This window comes from Rhodobacter sp. 4.3.4, from assembly GCF_058724655.1.
The window spans coordinates 3,046,154-3,062,275 of the sequence record NZ_CM178967.1 but is presented as its reverse complement, the minus strand read 5'-3'; the positions used below and the strand labels follow the sequence as shown (position 1 = coordinate 3,062,275).

Annotated in this window: 17 protein-coding genes and 2 tRNA genes; 7 read left to right on the top strand and 12 right to left on the bottom strand. The window is 66.9% G+C overall.

What is annotated here, in order from left to right; all coding sequences use genetic code 11:
• A complete protein-coding gene (locus tag AC4PTB_RS15160; RefSeq protein ID WP_492190706.1) occupies positions 1 to 354 on the top strand; it encodes a hypothetical protein in 354 nt (117 codons plus the stop codon).
• A 294-nt stretch (positions 355 to 648) separates the two neighbouring features.
• Here AC4PTB_RS15160 and AC4PTB_RS15155 read toward each other — a convergent pair whose 3' ends face one another.
• Positions 649 to 996: a DUF6404 family protein gene (locus AC4PTB_RS15155; protein ID WP_492190705.1), complete on the bottom strand. Its 348-nt coding sequence runs from the start codon at positions 994 to 996 to the stop codon at positions 649 to 651.
• A 97-nt stretch (positions 997 to 1,093) separates the two neighbouring features.
• Here AC4PTB_RS15155 and AC4PTB_RS15150 point away from each other — a divergent pair, with 97 nt between their 5' ends.
• Positions 1,094 to 1,537, top strand: a complete 444-nt coding sequence (locus AC4PTB_RS15150) for an MmcB family DNA repair protein (protein ID WP_492190704.1) — start codon at positions 1,094 to 1,096, stop codon at positions 1,535 to 1,537.
• Here the strand turns inward: AC4PTB_RS15150 and AC4PTB_RS15145 are convergent.
• Positions 1,534 to 1,758: a DUF6324 family protein gene (locus AC4PTB_RS15145; RefSeq protein WP_492190703.1), complete on the bottom strand. Its 225-nt coding sequence runs from the start codon at positions 1,756 to 1,758 to the stop codon at positions 1,534 to 1,536. The two genes, AC4PTB_RS15150 and AC4PTB_RS15145, sit on opposite strands and share 4 nt — an antisense overlap.
• A 119-nt stretch (positions 1,759 to 1,877) precedes the next feature.
• On the opposite strand from AC4PTB_RS15145, the gene AC4PTB_RS15140 reads away from it, so the two are divergent.
• Positions 1,878 to 1,954: transfer RNA gene (locus AC4PTB_RS15140), tRNA-His, on the top strand.
• An 81-nt stretch (positions 1,955 to 2,035) separates the two neighbouring features.
• Here AC4PTB_RS15140 and AC4PTB_RS15135 read toward each other — a convergent pair.
• The 5 genes from AC4PTB_RS15135 to efeU form a co-directional block, all read right to left on the bottom strand.
• Complete coding sequence (locus AC4PTB_RS15135) at positions 2,036 to 4,135, bottom strand: sensor histidine kinase (protein ID WP_492190702.1); 2,100 nt, start codon at positions 4,133 to 4,135, stop codon at positions 2,036 to 2,038.
• Between the two features lie 120 nt (positions 4,136 to 4,255).
• Complete coding sequence (gene efeO / locus AC4PTB_RS15130; protein ID WP_492190701.1) at positions 4,256 to 5,059, bottom strand: iron uptake system protein EfeO; 804 nt, start codon at positions 5,057 to 5,059, stop codon at positions 4,256 to 4,258.
• Between the two features lie 15 nt (positions 5,060 to 5,074).
• Positions 5,075 to 6,373 carry an iron uptake transporter deferrochelatase/peroxidase subunit gene (efeB, locus tag AC4PTB_RS15125; protein ID WP_492190700.1) on the bottom strand — a complete coding sequence of 433 codons (1,299 nt, stop codon included), beginning with the start codon at positions 6,371 to 6,373 and terminating at the stop codon, positions 5,075 to 5,077.
• A 1-nt stretch (position 6,374) separates the two neighbouring features.
• On the bottom strand, positions 6,375 to 7,511 hold the full coding sequence (locus AC4PTB_RS15120; RefSeq protein ID WP_492190699.1) for a cupredoxin domain-containing protein: 1,137 nt from the start codon (positions 7,509 to 7,511) through the stop codon (positions 6,375 to 6,377).
• A gap of 4 nt (positions 7,512 to 7,515) precedes the next feature.
• Complete coding sequence (efeU, locus tag AC4PTB_RS15115; RefSeq protein ID WP_492190698.1) at positions 7,516 to 8,361, bottom strand: iron uptake transporter permease EfeU; 846 nt, start codon at positions 8,359 to 8,361, stop codon at positions 7,516 to 7,518.
• A gap of 418 nt (positions 8,362 to 8,779) precedes the next feature.
• Here efeU and AC4PTB_RS15110 point away from each other — a divergent pair, with 418 nt between their 5' ends.
• The 4 genes from AC4PTB_RS15110 to AC4PTB_RS15095 are packed head-to-tail and all read left to right on the top strand — an operon-like array spanning position 8,780 to position 11,176.
• Positions 8,780 to 9,508 carry a helix-turn-helix domain-containing protein gene (locus tag AC4PTB_RS15110; protein ID WP_492190697.1) on the top strand — a complete coding sequence of 243 codons (729 nt, stop codon included), beginning with the start codon at positions 8,780 to 8,782 and terminating at the stop codon, positions 9,506 to 9,508.
• Positions 9,508 to 9,876, top strand: a complete 369-nt coding sequence (locus AC4PTB_RS15105; RefSeq protein ID WP_492190696.1) for an HNH endonuclease — start codon at positions 9,508 to 9,510, stop codon at positions 9,874 to 9,876. The genes AC4PTB_RS15110 and AC4PTB_RS15105 overlap by 1 nt, the downstream gene beginning before the upstream one ends.
• Positions 9,877 to 9,909: 33 nt before the next feature.
• A complete protein-coding gene (locus AC4PTB_RS15100) occupies positions 9,910 to 10,428 on the top strand; it encodes a terminase large subunit domain-containing protein (protein ID WP_492190695.1) in 519 nt (172 codons plus the stop codon).
• Positions 10,429 to 10,450: 22 nt separating this feature from the next.
• Positions 10,451 to 11,176 carry a tyrosine-type recombinase/integrase gene (locus tag AC4PTB_RS15095; RefSeq protein WP_492190694.1) on the top strand — a complete coding sequence of 242 codons (726 nt, stop codon included), beginning with the start codon at positions 10,451 to 10,453 and terminating at the stop codon, positions 11,174 to 11,176.
• A gap of 20 nt (positions 11,177 to 11,196) precedes the next feature.
• On the opposite strand, the gene AC4PTB_RS15090 is transcribed toward AC4PTB_RS15095, so the two are convergent.
• The 5 genes from AC4PTB_RS15090 to AC4PTB_RS15070 form a co-directional block, all read right to left on the bottom strand.
• Positions 11,197 to 11,271 (bottom strand) — tRNA-Glu (locus AC4PTB_RS15090).
• Positions 11,272 to 11,429: 158 nt separating this feature from the next.
• Entirely contained in the window at positions 11,430 to 13,172 is a 1,743-nt protein-coding gene (recJ, locus tag AC4PTB_RS15085) for a single-stranded-DNA-specific exonuclease RecJ (RefSeq protein ID WP_492190693.1), read from the bottom strand.
• Between the two features lie 196 nt (positions 13,173 to 13,368).
• On the bottom strand, positions 13,369 to 14,334 hold the full coding sequence (gene glpX / locus AC4PTB_RS15080) for a class II fructose-bisphosphatase (RefSeq protein ID WP_492190692.1): 966 nt from the start codon (positions 14,332 to 14,334) through the stop codon (positions 13,369 to 13,371).
• Positions 14,335 to 14,496: 162 nt separating this feature from the next.
• Positions 14,497 to 15,795: a homoserine dehydrogenase gene (locus tag AC4PTB_RS15075; RefSeq protein ID WP_492190691.1), complete on the bottom strand. Its 1,299-nt coding sequence runs from the start codon at positions 15,793 to 15,795 to the stop codon at positions 14,497 to 14,499.
• Positions 15,796 to 15,869: 74 nt separating this feature from the next.
• A complete protein-coding gene (locus AC4PTB_RS15070) occupies positions 15,870 to 16,067 on the bottom strand; it encodes a hypothetical protein (protein WP_492190690.1) in 198 nt (65 codons plus the stop codon).
• Positions 16,068 to 16,122 lie beyond the last annotated feature (55 nt).

Genomic DNA, 16,122 nt, shown 5'->3' with positions numbered 1-16,122 from the left:
ATGCCGGAACTCGTTCGTCTTTACATCCGCAACGTCATCATCGGGGCCGGGCTCTCGGCCTTGTTCGTGGCTCTGCTTCTGGGCTTTGATGTCGCGCATCTGCGGCATCTGATCCTTGGCTCCGACATCGGCTATATTGCTGTTGCGCTTTTGTTCACCTTCAACACCGTGGTGTTTTCGGCGGTGCAATTCGGGATCGCCGTGATGAACATGGCCGAGTCCGAAACGCCCCCCGGCGGCGGCAAGCGCGATGCGATCCTGCGCGATGACATGGCGGCCGGGCTGGTCGCGATTCCGGTCCCCGTGCGCGTCGAAAGCCGTGCCCGCCGTCAGCTGGGCCGCAGCCCGCGCTGAGGTGTCTTGTAACAGTTTCCCGAAGACCTCCGGACGACGAAAATCCCCCTGCCGCAAGGTGGGGGGTTTTCCGTTTCCGGCTGGGATGAGGTGGCGGAAACCGCAGCGACCGTGGGGGCGAAATTTCCCGAGAGCCTGACAAGTCAGGTGGGTGCCAGATACAGAGGCCAGGGCCAAAGCAGAGCCAGCTCCCTCGGAAATGGTTATCGGCCACTGGAAAAAGGCCCCGTTCACGCGAAGAGCAGTAACCGCCAAGGCCAAGATAGGGGCAGGGGGCCGCGGCGGCAAGGGCGGTTACAGATCTTCCCAGCGGCTCAGCTTCACCGATTGCCAGCGCCGCAGCTCATAGCCGAGCATCAGCATCGAAAACAGCGCCACCGTCATCACCGTCGAGACCACCGCCTCGCCCGGCTCGATCGGCCGGTCTTTCCAGCGCAGGAAGAAATTCGCCGTGGTCCAGATGAAGGCATAGGGGATCGCATAGACGCTCATCCGCACGCCGAGCGGCAGATAGGGCCAGGGCCGCGCCTCACCGCCGAAAAGCCGCATCACCCGGTCCTGGATCGGATGCGGCAAGCCCCGCAATCCCAGCGATTCGAGTTCGGCCCGAGCGGCGGCGAGGCGGCGTTGGTAGTCTTCCATGGTGCAACCTTTGATGGTTTTGCGGTGCATGTTTGCCACGCGGAGCGGGCGCGTCAACCCTCTCGACAGGTGTTCATGCTTCGTTCATATCTTGCGCATGGCAAACGATCTTCCCCCCGGTCAGCTTCTGGCGCGCGGCGTGTGCCGCTGCCTGATGGATCACGGCTTCGCCTGTCTGCCCGAGGTCGTGCCCCGTCCGGGTCTGCGGGTAGACGTGATGGCGCTGGGCCGCAAGGGCGAAATCTGGGTGGTCGAGTGCAAGTCCTCGCGCGCCGATTTCACCTCGGACCGGAAATGGCAGGGCTATCTGGACTATGCCGACCGGTTTTTCTGGGCGGTGGACACCGATTTCCCGGCCGAGATCCTGCCCGAAGGGACGGGGCTGATTCTGGCCGACCGCTTCGGCGCCGAGATCCTGCGCATGGCCCCCGAAACCAAGCTGGCCGCGCCGCGGCGCAAGCTGGTGCTGCAGGGATTCGCCCGGACCGCCGCGCTGCGGCTGGCGGGGCGGGCCGATCCCGGTATGGCGTTTCAGGCCTAGCGTTTGCCCCGGGGCTTGCCGCCCTTTGCGCCGCCCTCGGCGATGGCCCGCGCCATCCCGGCCGCATCGATCAATTCGCGGGCGATTTCCTCGGCCTCTTCGGGGTCGAAATCGAAGGGCAGCTCGAATCCCTCGCCCGAGACGAAGATTCGCACCATCCCCTGATCGGTGGGGCCGATCTGCAGATCGCCGGCCATGTCGTTTTCGTCGTTGATGCCCATCGGAGCCTCCATTTTGCCCGTGCCTAGCCAAACTGCGACGGCGGGGCAAGCGGCCAGGCGCAAAGAGCGCGTTTCCCCCCTTGCATTCCCCCGCGCCGCCCGCTAAATGCCCCCTCAGTGCCGCCTTAGCTCAGTTGGTTAGAGCGCTGGATTGTGGATCCAGAGGTCCCCCGTTCGAGCCGGGGAGGCGGTACCACCTCCCACATAAGATGACACGACAGCCGCAGAATTTGCGGCCTTTCTTTTGTGGATTTCTGCCGGGGCCTTGTGCCGTCCGTCACTCCGGACGGCAGGGGATGCGCAGGGTGAAGGTGCTGCCCACGCCCGGCGCGCTGTCGAAATCGAGGCCGCAGCCCGAGACCTCGGCGAAGCGCTTCGCGATCGCAAGGCCGATGCCCGCGCCGCTGATCGCGCTGTTTTCATGGCCCAGCCGGTGGAAGGCCTTGAACACGCTGTCGCGATGCTCGGCGCCGATGCCGACGCCGGTGTCGATGATCCGCAGCGGCAGGAAGCCCGAAGCCTCGGGGGCGACCTGCAACGTCACCCGGCCGCCGGGCAGGTTGTATTTCACCGCATTCGACAACAGCTCGTCGAGGATCCGGCTCAGGATCTTCGCATCGCCCCGCAGCGGCGGCAGCGGGCCCTCGGGCCAGAGCAGCTCCAGCGTGATCCCGTGTTTCCCGGCCTCGGCGCGGTGGCGCTCCAGCGCCTCCTCCAGCAGCGGCCGCAGCGCCAGCGGTTCGCGGACCGGCGCCAGCTCCTGACGTTCGATCCGGCTCAGATCCAGCACCACATCGACCAGCCGCACCAGATCCCAGCCCGCCGCGGAGATCGCCCGCAGCTGATCCAGCCGCGCCCCCTCCAGCCGTTCGCCCGCGCAGCCTTCGAGCAGATCGGCATAGCCGATGATCGCATTGAGCGGCGTGCGCAGCTCATGGCTCATCGCCGACAGGAAAGTCGCCTTGGCCCGATTCGCGGCATCGATCTTGGCGCCCATCCGCACCAGATGCTCGCCCACCTTCTGCAATTCCCCGATCGCCGAGGGCGGCGCCGGGGGCAGGGTGCCGCCGTCCGAAATCACCGCCATCCGGCGTTCAAGATCGGCCAGCGGCTCGGCCACCCGGGCGCTCATCGCGGCGGAGCGCCGCCACAGGAAGGCGAAGAAGCCGATGTAAAAGACCAGAAGGATGCCGATCATCCCCTTGGAGACGAAGGCAAGCTGGCTGCGCAGATCGCGGGAGGCGGCCAGCACGCTGTCTTCGCTGGCGAGCACGAGCAGCGACCAGTCCGGCCCCGCCACCTGCGCCCAGGAGGCGATCATCGGCCGCCCCAGATCGATGCGCCGCACGCCCTCGGGGGCGGTGCGCATCGCCCCGGCCAGCCCGGTCAGCATCGGTTGTTGAAAAATGTTGAATTCCGCGGGCTTGAACCTGTCCTGCAAGATCGCGTCGTCGTAGCTGTGGGTCACCAGCTCGCTCAGGCCCAGATCGGTCTCGCCCTTTGGCGGCAGCGCCAGAATCGTGCCTGCGCGGCCGACCAGCACGGCATAGCCCTCGCCCGGAATGTGGATGTCCAGCACGCGCTGCACGATGGTGCCGATGGTCACATCGATGCCGACGACGGCTTCAAGCCGGTCGGGGCCGTAGACCGGCGCGATCGAGGAGACCATCCAGCCGCCGCCCGCCGGATCGACATAGGCGTCGGTCCAGACCGGCTTGCGGTCCGGGTTATGGGCGGCATCGGCCTCGTAATAGAAATTGTAGCGCGGGATATCCATCTTTGGCGGATAGAGCTGCAGCACGTCGCGCCACGGATAGATCCGGTTCAGGCTGTCATGGGTGTTCAGATAGATCTGCGCGATCAGGGGGTCGCTGTCCTTGATCGCGCGCATCAGCGGATCAAGCCGCGCCGTGCGCCAGACCTTTTCCTGTTCCGCCGCGCCCACCGGGACGATGCCGGAATAGAACACGGCCGCGCCGCCGCCGTCGCGCAGGCTGTGAAAGGCGCCCTCCGGGCTGTGTGCGTGATTGGCCTTTTCCGCGGGTGAGACCGTGGCCGGGCTTTGCAGGGCGCGGCCGGTTTCCTCGGCATAGATCCGGGTCATGGCGGAAATCGACGCCAGCCGATGCGCGATGATATGCGCCTCGCGCTGGGCGGCATCGCGTACGGTCTCGGTCGAAATCTCTCGGATCGCTGCGGCAGAGCGGTCGTAGACCACCTGGCTCGTGGCCCAGTAGATCGCGACGAAGCCGAATTCGATCAGCAGAAGCGGGATCAGCGCCGCCTTGAGATAGGACCGCCAGAGCCACGCCTTCAGCGGGATTGCGCCGGTGTCGGGGCCTTTGCCGCCCGCCTGGTCCTGTGCCGCCGCCGTCATCCTCGGTCATCCGGGTTGCCTGAGTCGTCCCGTTATAAACCGATGCGGTTCCAAAACGTTGAAACTCCGGGGGCTGCGGCGGAATGAAGCCCCCCGGATCGCTCCGGGGGGCGGTCCGGGTCAGCTCAGGCCGAGCCGGGCGCGCAGCGTCGAGAGGTCTTCGGCCAGCGTGTTGACCAGCGCCGAAAGCCGCTTGCGGTCTTCGTCGGTCAGCTTTTCGTAGCTGACGAAGCCCTTGCCCTCGCGGTATTTGTCCAACGTTTCATAGACCTTGGCGAAATTGCCCTCGACCGAGGCGATGAAAGCGCGGTCCTCGACCATCGGGCCGAAGAGATCGACGATCTTCTTCGCGCCGTCGAAATTGCCCTGAAAATCCCAAAGATCGGTGCGGGAATAGCGGTCTTCCTCGCCCGAGATTTTCGTCGCCGCGACCTCGTCCATCAGCACCGAGGCGCCGCCCACCACCACTGCGGGCGGGAAGGTCAGCCCGTCGATGCGCTTGGCCAGTTCGGTCACATCGGCTTCGAGCTTGTCGGCAATGGCGGTGACGTGATCGGTCTTGCCCTCGACCCAAAGCGCATATTCGAGCCGGTGAAAGCCGGTAAAGGCCGGATCGGCCTCGGCTTTTTCGTAGTCATCGGCGCGGGCGTCGATCGGCGCGTCAAGATCGGCGAAAAGCTCGGCCACCGGCTCGATCTTTTCGTAAGACAGCCGGGTCGGCGCAAACAGCGCCTTCGCCTTGTCGATCTCCCCCGCCTTCACCGCGGCGACGAAAGCCTGGGTGTCAGTCACCAGAGCTTCGGTGTTTTCCGACACGTAAAGCTTGTAGTCGGCAATCGGCGCGACAAGATCCAGCGTCGCATCGGCGGCGGCAAGGGGGGTGGCCAGCACGGCCAAAGTGGCGGCCAGGGACAGCATCTTCATCGGTTTCGTCCTTTCTTACGTCTTCTGCGGGGCGTGGCCGATGGCGTCGATCAGCTGACGGCCGAGGTAATCATCGGGCCCGGGGCCAAAGCCCGGCAGGGCGAAGAAATAGCCCCCGCCCACGGGTTTGATATATTCTTCAAGGGGTTCGCCATTCAGCCGGGTCTGGGCGGCGAGGAAACCGTCGTTCAGGCTGGCTTGCCAGGCGATGAACAGAAGCCCCTGATCAAGCTGGCCCGATTTCGTCACCCCGTTCGAATAGTTGAACGGACGGCGCAGCATCAGATGCCGCTCGCCCGCGTCGCGGGGGTTCGCCAGCCGGATATGGCTGTCGAGCGGCGTTGCCGTGCCCTCCGGGTCGGCGGCGTAATCGGGCACGTCGGCCTCGGTGCCGTCGCGCTTGTCAAGCGGCGCCCCGGTGATCCGGGTGCGGCCGAAGATGCGCTCCTGCTCGGCCAGCGGCGTGCGGTCCCAGCGTTCGACGAAATTGCGGATCAGCCGCACCGCCATGTAGCTGCCGTCCTTTGCCCAGCCGGGTTCGGCGGGGTCATGCACCCAGAGCACGCGCTCCATCAGCGCCGCATCGGCGCTGTCAGGATTGGCCGAGCCGTCGCGGAAGCCGAGGAAATTGCGCGCACTTTCGACCACGCCCGGGGCTTGCGGCGGAATGACGGGCACGTTGCCCTCCTGCTTCCAGCGCAGCACCAGCTGGTCGGGCAGGGTCTTGATCAGATCGCGCAGCGCATGGATGATGGTTTCCTGCGTATTGGCGCAGATCTGGATCGCGATGTCGCCATGGCACAGATCGGGGTTGAGCGCGTCATTCGGAAAGCCGGTCATCCGCACCAGCTGCGCCGGACGCTGCCGGGCCAGCCAGGGATGCGCGTCAAAAAGCGAGGCCCCCAGCGCCAGTGTCACCGTCAGCGCGTCGGGGCGCAGCACCGGGCCAAGGATGCCGCTGTCGGCGGGCGGCAGGGCCGGGTCCAGCTCGGGCACCTTGCCGCCGCTGGTCAGAAAGGCGATGCGCCCGGTCAGGCGGCGAAACAGCCGCTCCAGATCGGCGGGGGTGTCGACGATCACGTCGAAAGCGGCGACCAGCCCCCAGGCCGGGCGGGGCGTGACGATGCCGGCCTGAAACCGGCCGAAGGGCGCGATGCGGTCGGCAGCGGAGCTGGCGCCCGCCTGCGGCGCGGCGGTCAGCGCCGGGGCCTGCGGCGCGGTCTCGGCCCGGGCCAGACCGAGGCTGAACGGGCAGGCGGCAAGGCCGAGGCCAAGCCCGCCCAGAACGGCACGGCGCGAGGGGGAATGGGTCATCTCAGGGCTCCAGTCCAAGCGTGGCATTGATCCCGGCCAGGGCCTCGGCCGCGGCAGTCAGCGCCGCGGCGGTGGCCTTGCGATCTTGCGGAACGGCACTTGCCGCGGCATGGGCGGCGTCAAGCCGGTCCTTGACCCGGGCCGATTGCGCCGGATCGGCGGCGCTCAGCAACGGGTCAAGCACGGCGCGGGCGCGGTCGAGCGTGTCAAGTGCGGCCCCCAAAAGCACAGTGTCATCCGCCGCATAGGGCGTCAGGGTCCCGGCGGCGGTCGCATCGGCAAGCGTGCGGGCATAGCGGGCGGCATCACCGGCGATGCCCGCGGGCGTGCCGTCAAGCGCCTTGACGCGGGCCTGAAACTCCGTCGCATCCCGGCTCAGCGCCGCGGCCACCGGGGCCAGACCGTCCAGCGCGGCGCGGGCGAAAAGCCCGTATTCGATCCGGTGCAGGCCGGTGAAGGCCGGGTCCTCCTCGCGTCCGGCAAGCCAGGCGGCCTGCGGGGCGATGCGGTTTTGCAGATCGGCCGCCTGCGGGGCGACGGTTCCAAGGCGCGCCCATTCCGCCGCGGCCTGCGTCCAGGCGGTCTGCGCCGTCGCCAGATCGCCCGCCGCGATCGCTTGTTCCAAAGCCTGCGTGGCGCGGGTGAATTTCGCCGCCGCCTTCATCAGCTGCACCTTGCGTTCCGAGAGCGGCCCGATCAGCTCGCGCAGCGGCGGCGCGGCGGTCTCCGCGGCGCTTTCGGCGGTGGCCAGCACCGTCAGCTTGCCGCGCGGGTTCGACAGCAGCCCGCAGGTGATGTCATAGACGCCGGGTTTCAGCCGCTCGCTCAGCACCGAGGAAAAGCCGGGGGCGATGTTCTCGCGCTCGGCCACCACCATGACGCCGTTCAGGATTTCCCATTCCACCGGCCGGTCCGAGGCATTGCGGATCAGGAAACTGACCGCGCCCGCGGGCACTTCCAGCGCCATCGGCTCGCAGGCGGTGGCGGTGACGGTCACCGGCACGGCGCCCGCGGTCTGCGGCTGGTTCTGCGCCGAGGCGAGCCAGAACAGCGCGACGCCGCCAAGGACAAGCAGGGCGCCGGTGCCCAGAAGCAGCGGCAGGAGGCGCCCGGACGGCGCAGAAACAGGGGGGGGCATCGGATCAGGCCTTTTGCGGAAGAGGCTTTTGCGGAAGAGGGGTTGGGGCGGGGCGCAGGAACAGCGGCAGGGTCACGGCGAGGAACGCGGCCCAGAGGGCGACCTCGCCCTGCGTCGGGCTGTCGTGATAGCCGAAAAGCGCCGAAAGCACCGTGCCCGCGATCGAGGCATTGGGCAGGGTCTGGCTCAGATCCCAGGCGGGGGTCTGCAGCGCATTCCAGAGCCCGGCCTCGTGCAGGCTGCGCAGCGCCCCCGAAAGCAGCCCGGCGGCGACGAACAGGATGAAGAGGCCGGAGAGCCGGAAGAACCGGCGCAGATCGAGCCGCATGCCGCCCGAATAGAGCCCGAAGCCGAGCGCGACCGAAAGTGCGATGCCCGCCAGCGCCGAGAGGGGGGCGGCGGGGCCCGGGCTTTGCTGGAAGATCGCCAGCAGGAAGAACACCGATTCGAGGCCCTCGCGGGCGACCGCAAAGAAGGACATCGCGATCAGCGCCCAGACCGTTCCCTGGCCGGGGGCGGTGTCGAAAGCGGCCTCGACCCCCTGTTCCAGCGTGTCGCGGATCGAGCGGGCGGCGGCGCGCATCCAGAACACCATCCAGACCAGCACGGCGACCGCTATCAGCGCCACCGCGGCCTCGAAGCCTTCCTGGGTCTTTTGCGGGAAGCCCGCCTGCAGGAATTGCAGCGCCGCGCCGACGAAAAGCGACAGGGCGACGGCAAAAAGCACGCCGACCCAGATCGCCCCGATCCAAGCGCCCCGCCCGGTGCGGCGCAGATAGGCGGCGATGATGACGACGACAAGGGCGGCTTCAAGCCCTTCGCGCAGCATGATCAGAAGCGGGGCAAGCATGATCTTCCATATCCTTATTTATTTTGTCGGATATGTGGCCTGATAAAAATAGTCAAGATACATCTTTTGCGCCGCCCGTCGGCGAATGGGCCGGGGGGTGGACCGCTTCGCTTCGGTCGAATGGCAGGAAGGGGGGGAGGGCCGCGGTGGGCTTGCGATGACCTGTGGCGAAGGAACCGGAAACCGGTCTCAGGTCGCTTTCAGCAAGCGCATCTTTGCGGCGATGTGAGGAGATTTGGCAGTCCGTAGGGGGGCGCGTTACTTTAAACAAATCAAGCGTTTAGGGTGTCCAACTGCTGAACCTCCCCCCGTTGAAAACAAAGGGGAATATTGCGCGAAGTCCAACGCCTGCCCGCCTGCGAAACACGTCGCGCAGCTGCCGAACTGGCAGGTTCAGCGGTGGGATTGGAAGCGGGCCGTGCGGCGCGATGCGGGGCTTTCAGACGCGGCCAAGGTGCTTGCTGCGGCGCTCTGTGATGACTTCGCGCACCACGAAACCGGCTTCTGTAACCCGGCCCTCGACACGCTGGCCGAGGCCGTGGGCAAGTCCGTTCGGACGGTGCAGCGGGCTATCGCAGAGCTTCGGGAGGCGGGCTGGATCGAGGTTGCCGCCGCGCTTGGCCGCGGCCAGCGGAACGAATTCCTGTTCTTGAAAGGTGACAATCCTGACGCCTTTTCCGCTTCGGAAAGGGTGACAAACCTGACGCGCCAAGCCCCCGAAAAGGTGACAAACCTGACGCGGCAAACGCCCGAAAGGGTGACAACCTTGACGCACGACGAGCCTGAAAGGGTGTCAATCCTGACGCGAAAGGGTGACAATCCTGACATCCCCCCCACACCCCCTAATAAAGATAAACCAACCAATAACCAAAAGGCGCGTGCGCAAGGCGACGAGCCGGGCGATAACCGCCAGCCCCAACAGCGTGCGGTGGTCCATTACGGGCATCGGCTCGAAGCTTGGAATGCTTGGCTCGCTGCGAATGGCATCAGCCAGCGAGTGCAGGACATTGCCGAGAAAGCGAGTGATCGCGACGGGATCGGCTTCGATTGGACCTATCGCATGCCGCCCGCTCCCGGCGATGCTGTCGAAACTCGGGTGACGCTGCGGTTCGTGTCCCATCGTCTCGACGTGGTGGGGCTGCGCTGATGGCTCACTGGCCCTACAACACCTCGAAGTGGGCAAGGCTGAGAGAGGCCAAGCTTGCCGAGACGCCGCTGTGCGAGATCTGCGCGCGGCGTGGCGAGATCGAGGATGCCGTGGCGGTGGACCACTTCAAGCCCGTGAACCAAGGCGGGCATCCCTTCCCGCCGCTCTCGGGCCTGCTGTCGCTCTGCCTGTCTTGCCACAACGAGAAGACCGCCGCTTTCGACCGGCCCGGCGGTCAAGCCTTCCGGCGCCGCTTCAAGGGTTTCGATGCTGACGGCAACCCGATCGACCCTTTCGATGCATGGCACGGGGGCGGGGGGCCTTCGAGGACGGGAAATGCCAAGCCCCGGACCGACACCCGAAGATGAACGTAGACTTAATTAAAACAGGGACTTAGCGAAATGGGCCAGCGTGGAATTGGAGCGAAGCCGAAGCACCTGCACCTCGTTGAAGGGCGCGGGCCGGATCTGTTCAACCCCGATGGATACCGCCCGCAGGCCGCGCCGATGCCGTGGGAAGCGCCGGGCCTGAGCCGCGTCGATCGGGTGATTGCCTTCCTCGAAAGCCTGCCGATCACCCAGGGCAAGCTGGCGGGGCAAAAGCTGCGGGTGCGCCCGTGGCAGCGGGATTTCCTCGAAGCCGTCTACACCGAAGACGATGAAGGCACCCGCCCGGTGCGAACCGCCGTGCTGTCGATGCCCCGCAAGAACGGCAAGACCCAGATCGTCGCGGGCCTCGCCCTGTGCCACTTGCTTGGCCCCGAGGCCGAGCAACGCGGCGAAGTCTATGCCGCCGCCAATGATCGCTTCCAGTCGGGCAAGACCTTCAACGAGATCGTGGCAATCCTCGAAGAATTCCCCGAGATCGAGGCGCGGGTGGCTGCGCGACAAGGCCGGGGATCTGCCCTTTGCCCGCCTTGAAGTCCGTCACGTCGAAGCCCTGATGGCCAAGAAGACCGGCCCGGCTGCGGCGAACACCGTAAAGAAGAACCTCTCGATGCTGTTCAACTTCGCGGCCAAGAAGCTGAATTACAAAGGCTCGAACCCGGCGAAGCTGGCCGACAGGTTGAAGACCAACCCGGACGGCTATCACACTTGGACCGATGCCGAGGTTGACCGCTTCCTTGCCCGCCACGGGCCGGGCACAAAGGCGCGGCTGGTGCTGCTTCTGGCGCTCAACACCGGCATGGCGCGGCAAGACCTCTGCGGCGTCGGCTGGCAGCATATCGACACGCGAGACGGGACTGACCGAATCGCCTATCGGCGGGGCAAAACCTCGGTCGCGGCGGATCTGCCGATCCTGCCCGAGCTGGCCGAAGAGCTGGCGAAACTGCCGAAGGACAGGCTGCTTCTGATCACCCAGGACAAGCGCCCGATCGGCTACAAGCCCGAGACTCTGGGCAACTGGTTTCGCGATCGCTGCACCGAAGCGGGCGTGCCGGGGTCATTGCACGGGCTGCGCAAGGCCGGGGCAACGCGCCTTGCTGATGCCGGGGCGAGCGAATGGGAAGTGGCGTCTTACCTCGCCCACAAGGACACGAAAGAGGCTGCGACCTACACCAAGAAGGCCAACCGTTCGAAGCTGGCCGACAGTGGGTTTGCGAAGCTTGGAAGCGTGTCCAACTCGGTTATGAAGTTGGACGGAAAGGCGGTAAAAACCTATGAATAACAACGCTTTGCGTGGAGAGTTGGCAGTCCGTAGGGGAGTCGAACCCCTCTTCCCAGGTTGAAAACCTGGTGTCCTAACCGATAGACGAACGGACCACCTTTTCGCTTTGTCAGCTGTGCTGCGCGGCGTGAGGGGTGTTTAGGCCAGGCGCCGGTGACTCGCAAGAGGGATTTTGCAGTTTTTTGAAACTTTCTTCATCCGCCCCGAAAAAACTTCAAAAAGAACAGGAAAACAGGGGCTTGAAGCGAAGCCGTCAGGCCCGGGCCGCATCGTCAAGGCGCAATTGCACCTTGGACCGGCCGCCCCAGCTGTCCAGTTCAAGCTTGCCTGCCAGATGAAACCGCCCCGCCCCTCCGGCCGAGAGCGCCGGGCCAAGCGGGCCGTCGAAGGCGCCAAAGGCGATGGCGTCAAGCTTCGCCCCCAGCCCGTCGCCGAAGCTGAGCCGCAGATGGCTTTCGCCGATCCGCCGGGCGTTCAGGATCGCCACCGACGCAAAGGCGAAGCGCGGCGAGGGCGCCGCCTGGCCATAGGGGCCGGCGCGGTCAAGATCCTCGATCAGCGCGGGCGTCGCGGCGCCGGGCATCAACAGACCGTCGAGCCGCAGATCGGCCGGGCCGCCCGTGCCCGCGCCCTGCCGGGCGAGCAGCTCGGCAAGCCGCGCCATCGCGGGTTCCAGCTGCGCCTCGGCCACGGTCAGACCCGCGGCCATGCGGTGTCCGCCGCCCTTGAGCAAAAGCCCCTCGGCCGCGACGCGCTGCACCGCGGCGCCAAGATCGACCCCCGCGACCGAGCGCGCCGAGCCCTTGCCGATCCCGCCTTCCAGCCCGATCACCACGGCGGGGCGGTTCGTCGCCTCCTTCAGCCGCGCCGCGACGATGCCGACGACGCCCGGATGCCAGCCCGCGCCCGCCGCCCAGACAAGCGGGCCATCCAGCCCGCGCGCCTCGGCCTGGGCCAGCGCGGCATCGCGGACGCGATTCTCGATCTCGCGCCGTTCGCTGTTCAGCCGGTCGAGCCGCTCGGCCAGGGCCGCGGCCTCGGCGGCGCTGTCGGTGGCAAGCAACCGCGCCCCCAGATCAGCGGCGCCGATCCGGCCCCCGGCATTGACCCGTGGCCCGAGCAGAAAGCCCAGATGATAGGCGGTGGGCGCCTTGTCGAGCCGGGCCACATCGGAAAGCGCCACCAGCCCCGGCCGCTCGCGCCGGGCCATGACCTTGAGCCCCTGCCGCACCAGTGCCCGGTTCACGCCCAGAAGCGGCGCCACATCGGCCACCGTCGCCAGCGCCACAAGATCGAGCATCGCCATCAGATCGGGGCCCTTGACGCCCTCGGCCCGCAGTTGCCGGTTCGCCTCGACCAGCATCAGGAAGACCACCGAAGCGGCGCAAAGATGGCCCAGATCGCCCGGCTCGTCCTGCCGGTTCGGGTTCACGCAGGCATGCGCGGGTGGCAGGGTTTCGCCGCCCAGATGGTGGTCCAGAATGACGACATCGGCGGGGGCGGCGGCGGCGACCGGCTCGTGGCTCAGCGTGCCGCAATCGACGCAGACGATCAGCCCGTGCTCGCGGCCAAGCGCCTGCATCGCGGGGACGTTCGGGCCATAGCCCTCGTCGATGCGGTCGGGAATATAAAGCGTGGCGGTCTGGTTGAAAGCGCGCAGCCAGCAGATCAGCAGCGCGGCGGAAGAGCCGCCATCGACATCGTAATCGGCAAAGATCGCGATCTTATCGCGGCTTTTCACGGCGCGCAGAAACCGCGCCGCCGCCTTTTCCATGTCCTTCAGCCGCTGCGGATCGGGCAGCAGCTCGCGCAGGGTCGGTTCCAGAAACCCCGCCGCCGCCTCGGGTGTCACGCCGCGGGCGACCAGCACCCGGGCGAGCGGCAAGGGCAGGCGGGTTGCTTGCGCCATCGCCTCGGCCAGACGGTCGGCTTCAAGGCTGGGGCCGACCCAGCGCCGCCCGGTCAGGGATGCATCGACATTCAGAAAGCTGGTCATGGCGCAGCTTTAGCGAAAAAACGCAACGCCCGCCAGTGGCGGGCGGAAGGGGGCGCCGCCCCCTCTTTGCCTGATGGCAGTTCATCCCCGGGATATTTCAAGCAAGGTGAAACGGCTGCGTTTTCCTTGGCAAAATACGCGCGCGGGGGGGTGCGGGGGGGCGGCAGCCCCCCCGCGACTTTCGCGTGACCGCGCCTCAGCGGATCGGGTTGCGATAGATCACCCGGCGCACCGAGCCGGTTTTCGACCGCATCAGGATCGTTTCGGTCTCGATGAATTTCGGGTTGCGCTTCACCCCGTGCAGGATCGAGCCGTTCGTCACCCCGGTCGCGGCAAAGATCACGTCGGCGCGGACCATGTCGTCGCGGGCATAGACCTTGTCGAGATCGGTGATCCCGGCCTTTTTCGCGCGGCCGCGTTCGTCGTCATTGCGGAACAAGAGCTTGCCCCACATCTGCCCGCCCATGCATTTGAGCGCCGAAGCCGCCAGCACGCCTTCCGGCGCGCCGCCTGAGCCCATGTAGATGTCGATGCCGGTCACGTCGGGCTCGGCGCAATGGATGATCCCCGCCACGTCGCCATCGGTGATCAGCCGGATCGAGGCGCCCGTCGCGCGGACCTCGGCGATCAGCTCTTCGTGGCGCGGACGTTCGAGGATGCAGCAGGTGATGTCATGCGCCGCGCAGCCCTTGGCCTTGGCCAGCGCATGGATGCGCTCCGACGGCGTCATGTCGAGGCTGACCACGTCCTTTTCGAACCCCGGCCCGATGGCGAGTTTTTCCATGTAGACATCGGGCGCGTGCAAAAGCGTGCCGCGCGGCGCCATCGCGATCACGGTGAGCGCGTTCGGCATGTCCTTGGCGGTCAGCGTCGTGCCTTCGAGCGGGTCAAGCGCGATATCCACCGCCGGGCCTTCGCCGGTGCCGACTTCCTCGCCGATGTAAAGCATCGGCGCCTCGTCGCGCTCGCCCTCGCCGATCACCACGACGCCGCGGATATCGAGGATGTTGAGCTGCTCGCGCATCGCGTTCACCGCGGCCTGGTCGGCGGCCTTTTCGTCGCCGTGTCCGATCAGCCGGGCCGAGGCATGGGCGGCGGCTTCCGACACGCGCGCAAGGCCGAGCGAGAGCAGACGATCATTGAAATCGGTGGGGGGAGTCATGGCATATCCTGTGCTTTTGGGTTGGCACAGCTAGGCCAGAGACGCGCCGCCTTGACAAGTCTGACAGCGCTAACGATCTGAAACTGCGTTCAATCTGTCGAGAGCGACGGCGGTTCCCCGCCCGCTGCGGTGCGCAGATGCACCGCAGCGGGGCAGGTCCGGTCAGACTTCCTCGATCCGGAGCGCCACCGGATCGTCCAGCACGACGCCGGTGGCGGGCAGGGCCGCGATCGCCACGTCGATCGCATCGCGCGTGGTCTTGTGCGTCACGATCAGGACCGGGGCCGAAGTGTCCTCGTGGCCGTATTGGCGCATGCGGGAGATCGAGACGCCCGCCTCGCCCAGCACGGCGGCGACCTTGGCCAGCGCGCCGGGTTTGTCCATCAGCTCAAGACGCAGGTAATAGGGCGCGGGGGCCGAGACCACGGCCGGGATCGGATCGGCGAGGCTTGTCGCCGGTTGCCCGAAGGTCGGCAGGCGCAGCCCGCGCGCAATGTCGAGCACGTCGCCCATCACCGCGGATGCGGTCGGGCCTTCGCCCGCCCCCGCGCCGCGCAGCACGATCTGGCCGACCGAGTCGCCCTCGATCACCACCATGTTGGTGCCGCCCTGCAGCTGGCCAAGCGGCGAGGCCGCGGGCACAAGGCAGGGCATCATCCGCTGTTCGAGACCGCGGCCGGTCATTTGCGCCACGCCCAGAAGCTTGATCCTGTAGCCCATGTCGCCGGCGCGGAGAATGTCGTCGATCGAGATGCAGCCGATGCCTTCCAGCACGACATTGGCAAAGCTGACCTTGGTGCCAAAGGCGATGGCGGCAAGGATCGAGAGCTTGTGGCCCGCGTCGATGCCGCCCACATCCAGTTGCGGGTCGGCTTCCAGATAGCCCAGCTGCCGGGCCTCTTCGAAGACCGTGTCATAGGGCAGGCCCGCGGTTTCCATCCGGGTCAGGATGTAGTTGCAGGTGCCGTTCATCACCCCCATCACCCGGCGGATCTGGTTGCCCGCCAGCCCCTCGGTCAGCGCCTTGATCACCGGAATGCCGCCCGCGACGGCGGCCTCGAAGCGGATCACCCGGCCCAGCCCCTCGGCAAGTTCGGCCAGAGCCTGACCGTGATGCGCCAAAAGCGCCTTGTTCGCGGTGACGACATCCTTACCCGCCTTCAGCGCGGCCTCGGTCGCCGCGCGGGCGGGGCCTTCATGGCCGCCCATCACCTCGACCAGCACATCGACATCCTCGCGCAGCGCCAGCGCCACCGGGTCGGTTTCCCAGGCGTAGCCCGACAGATCGGCATCGCGGTTCTTCGTGCGGTCGCGCGCCGAGACGGCGGTGATCACCACCGGGCGGCCCGAGCGCGCCGCCAGCAGATCGGCATGGCGCTGCACGATCTTCACCACGCCAATGCCGACGGTGCCAAGCCCCGCGATGCCAAGGCGAAGCGGTCGAGCGGCGGCGGCGGTCATGGGAACCTCATGGTTTGGCGATCAGATGCGCCCTGTTAGCCTTTCGCGGCGCGCAAAGCAACGCGCGGCTTGCGTCACGGGGTCTCGGCACGCAGGGCCTCGGCGCGGGCGCGCAGCGCCTCGGCCCGGGTTTCCAGCCCGGGCGCGGGCGAGGGCGAGAGCGGTTCCTCGATCAGAAGCGTCTCGGCGGGGACCAGCTTCGGGAAATCCGCCCCGGGCGTGGCTGCACAGGCGGCAAGGGCAAGCGGCAGGATCAAGGCAGGGCGCGGCATGGGGGCTCCGGGTGGTGTGGCACCAGCATAAGGAACCCGGCCCTCCGCCGCCAGA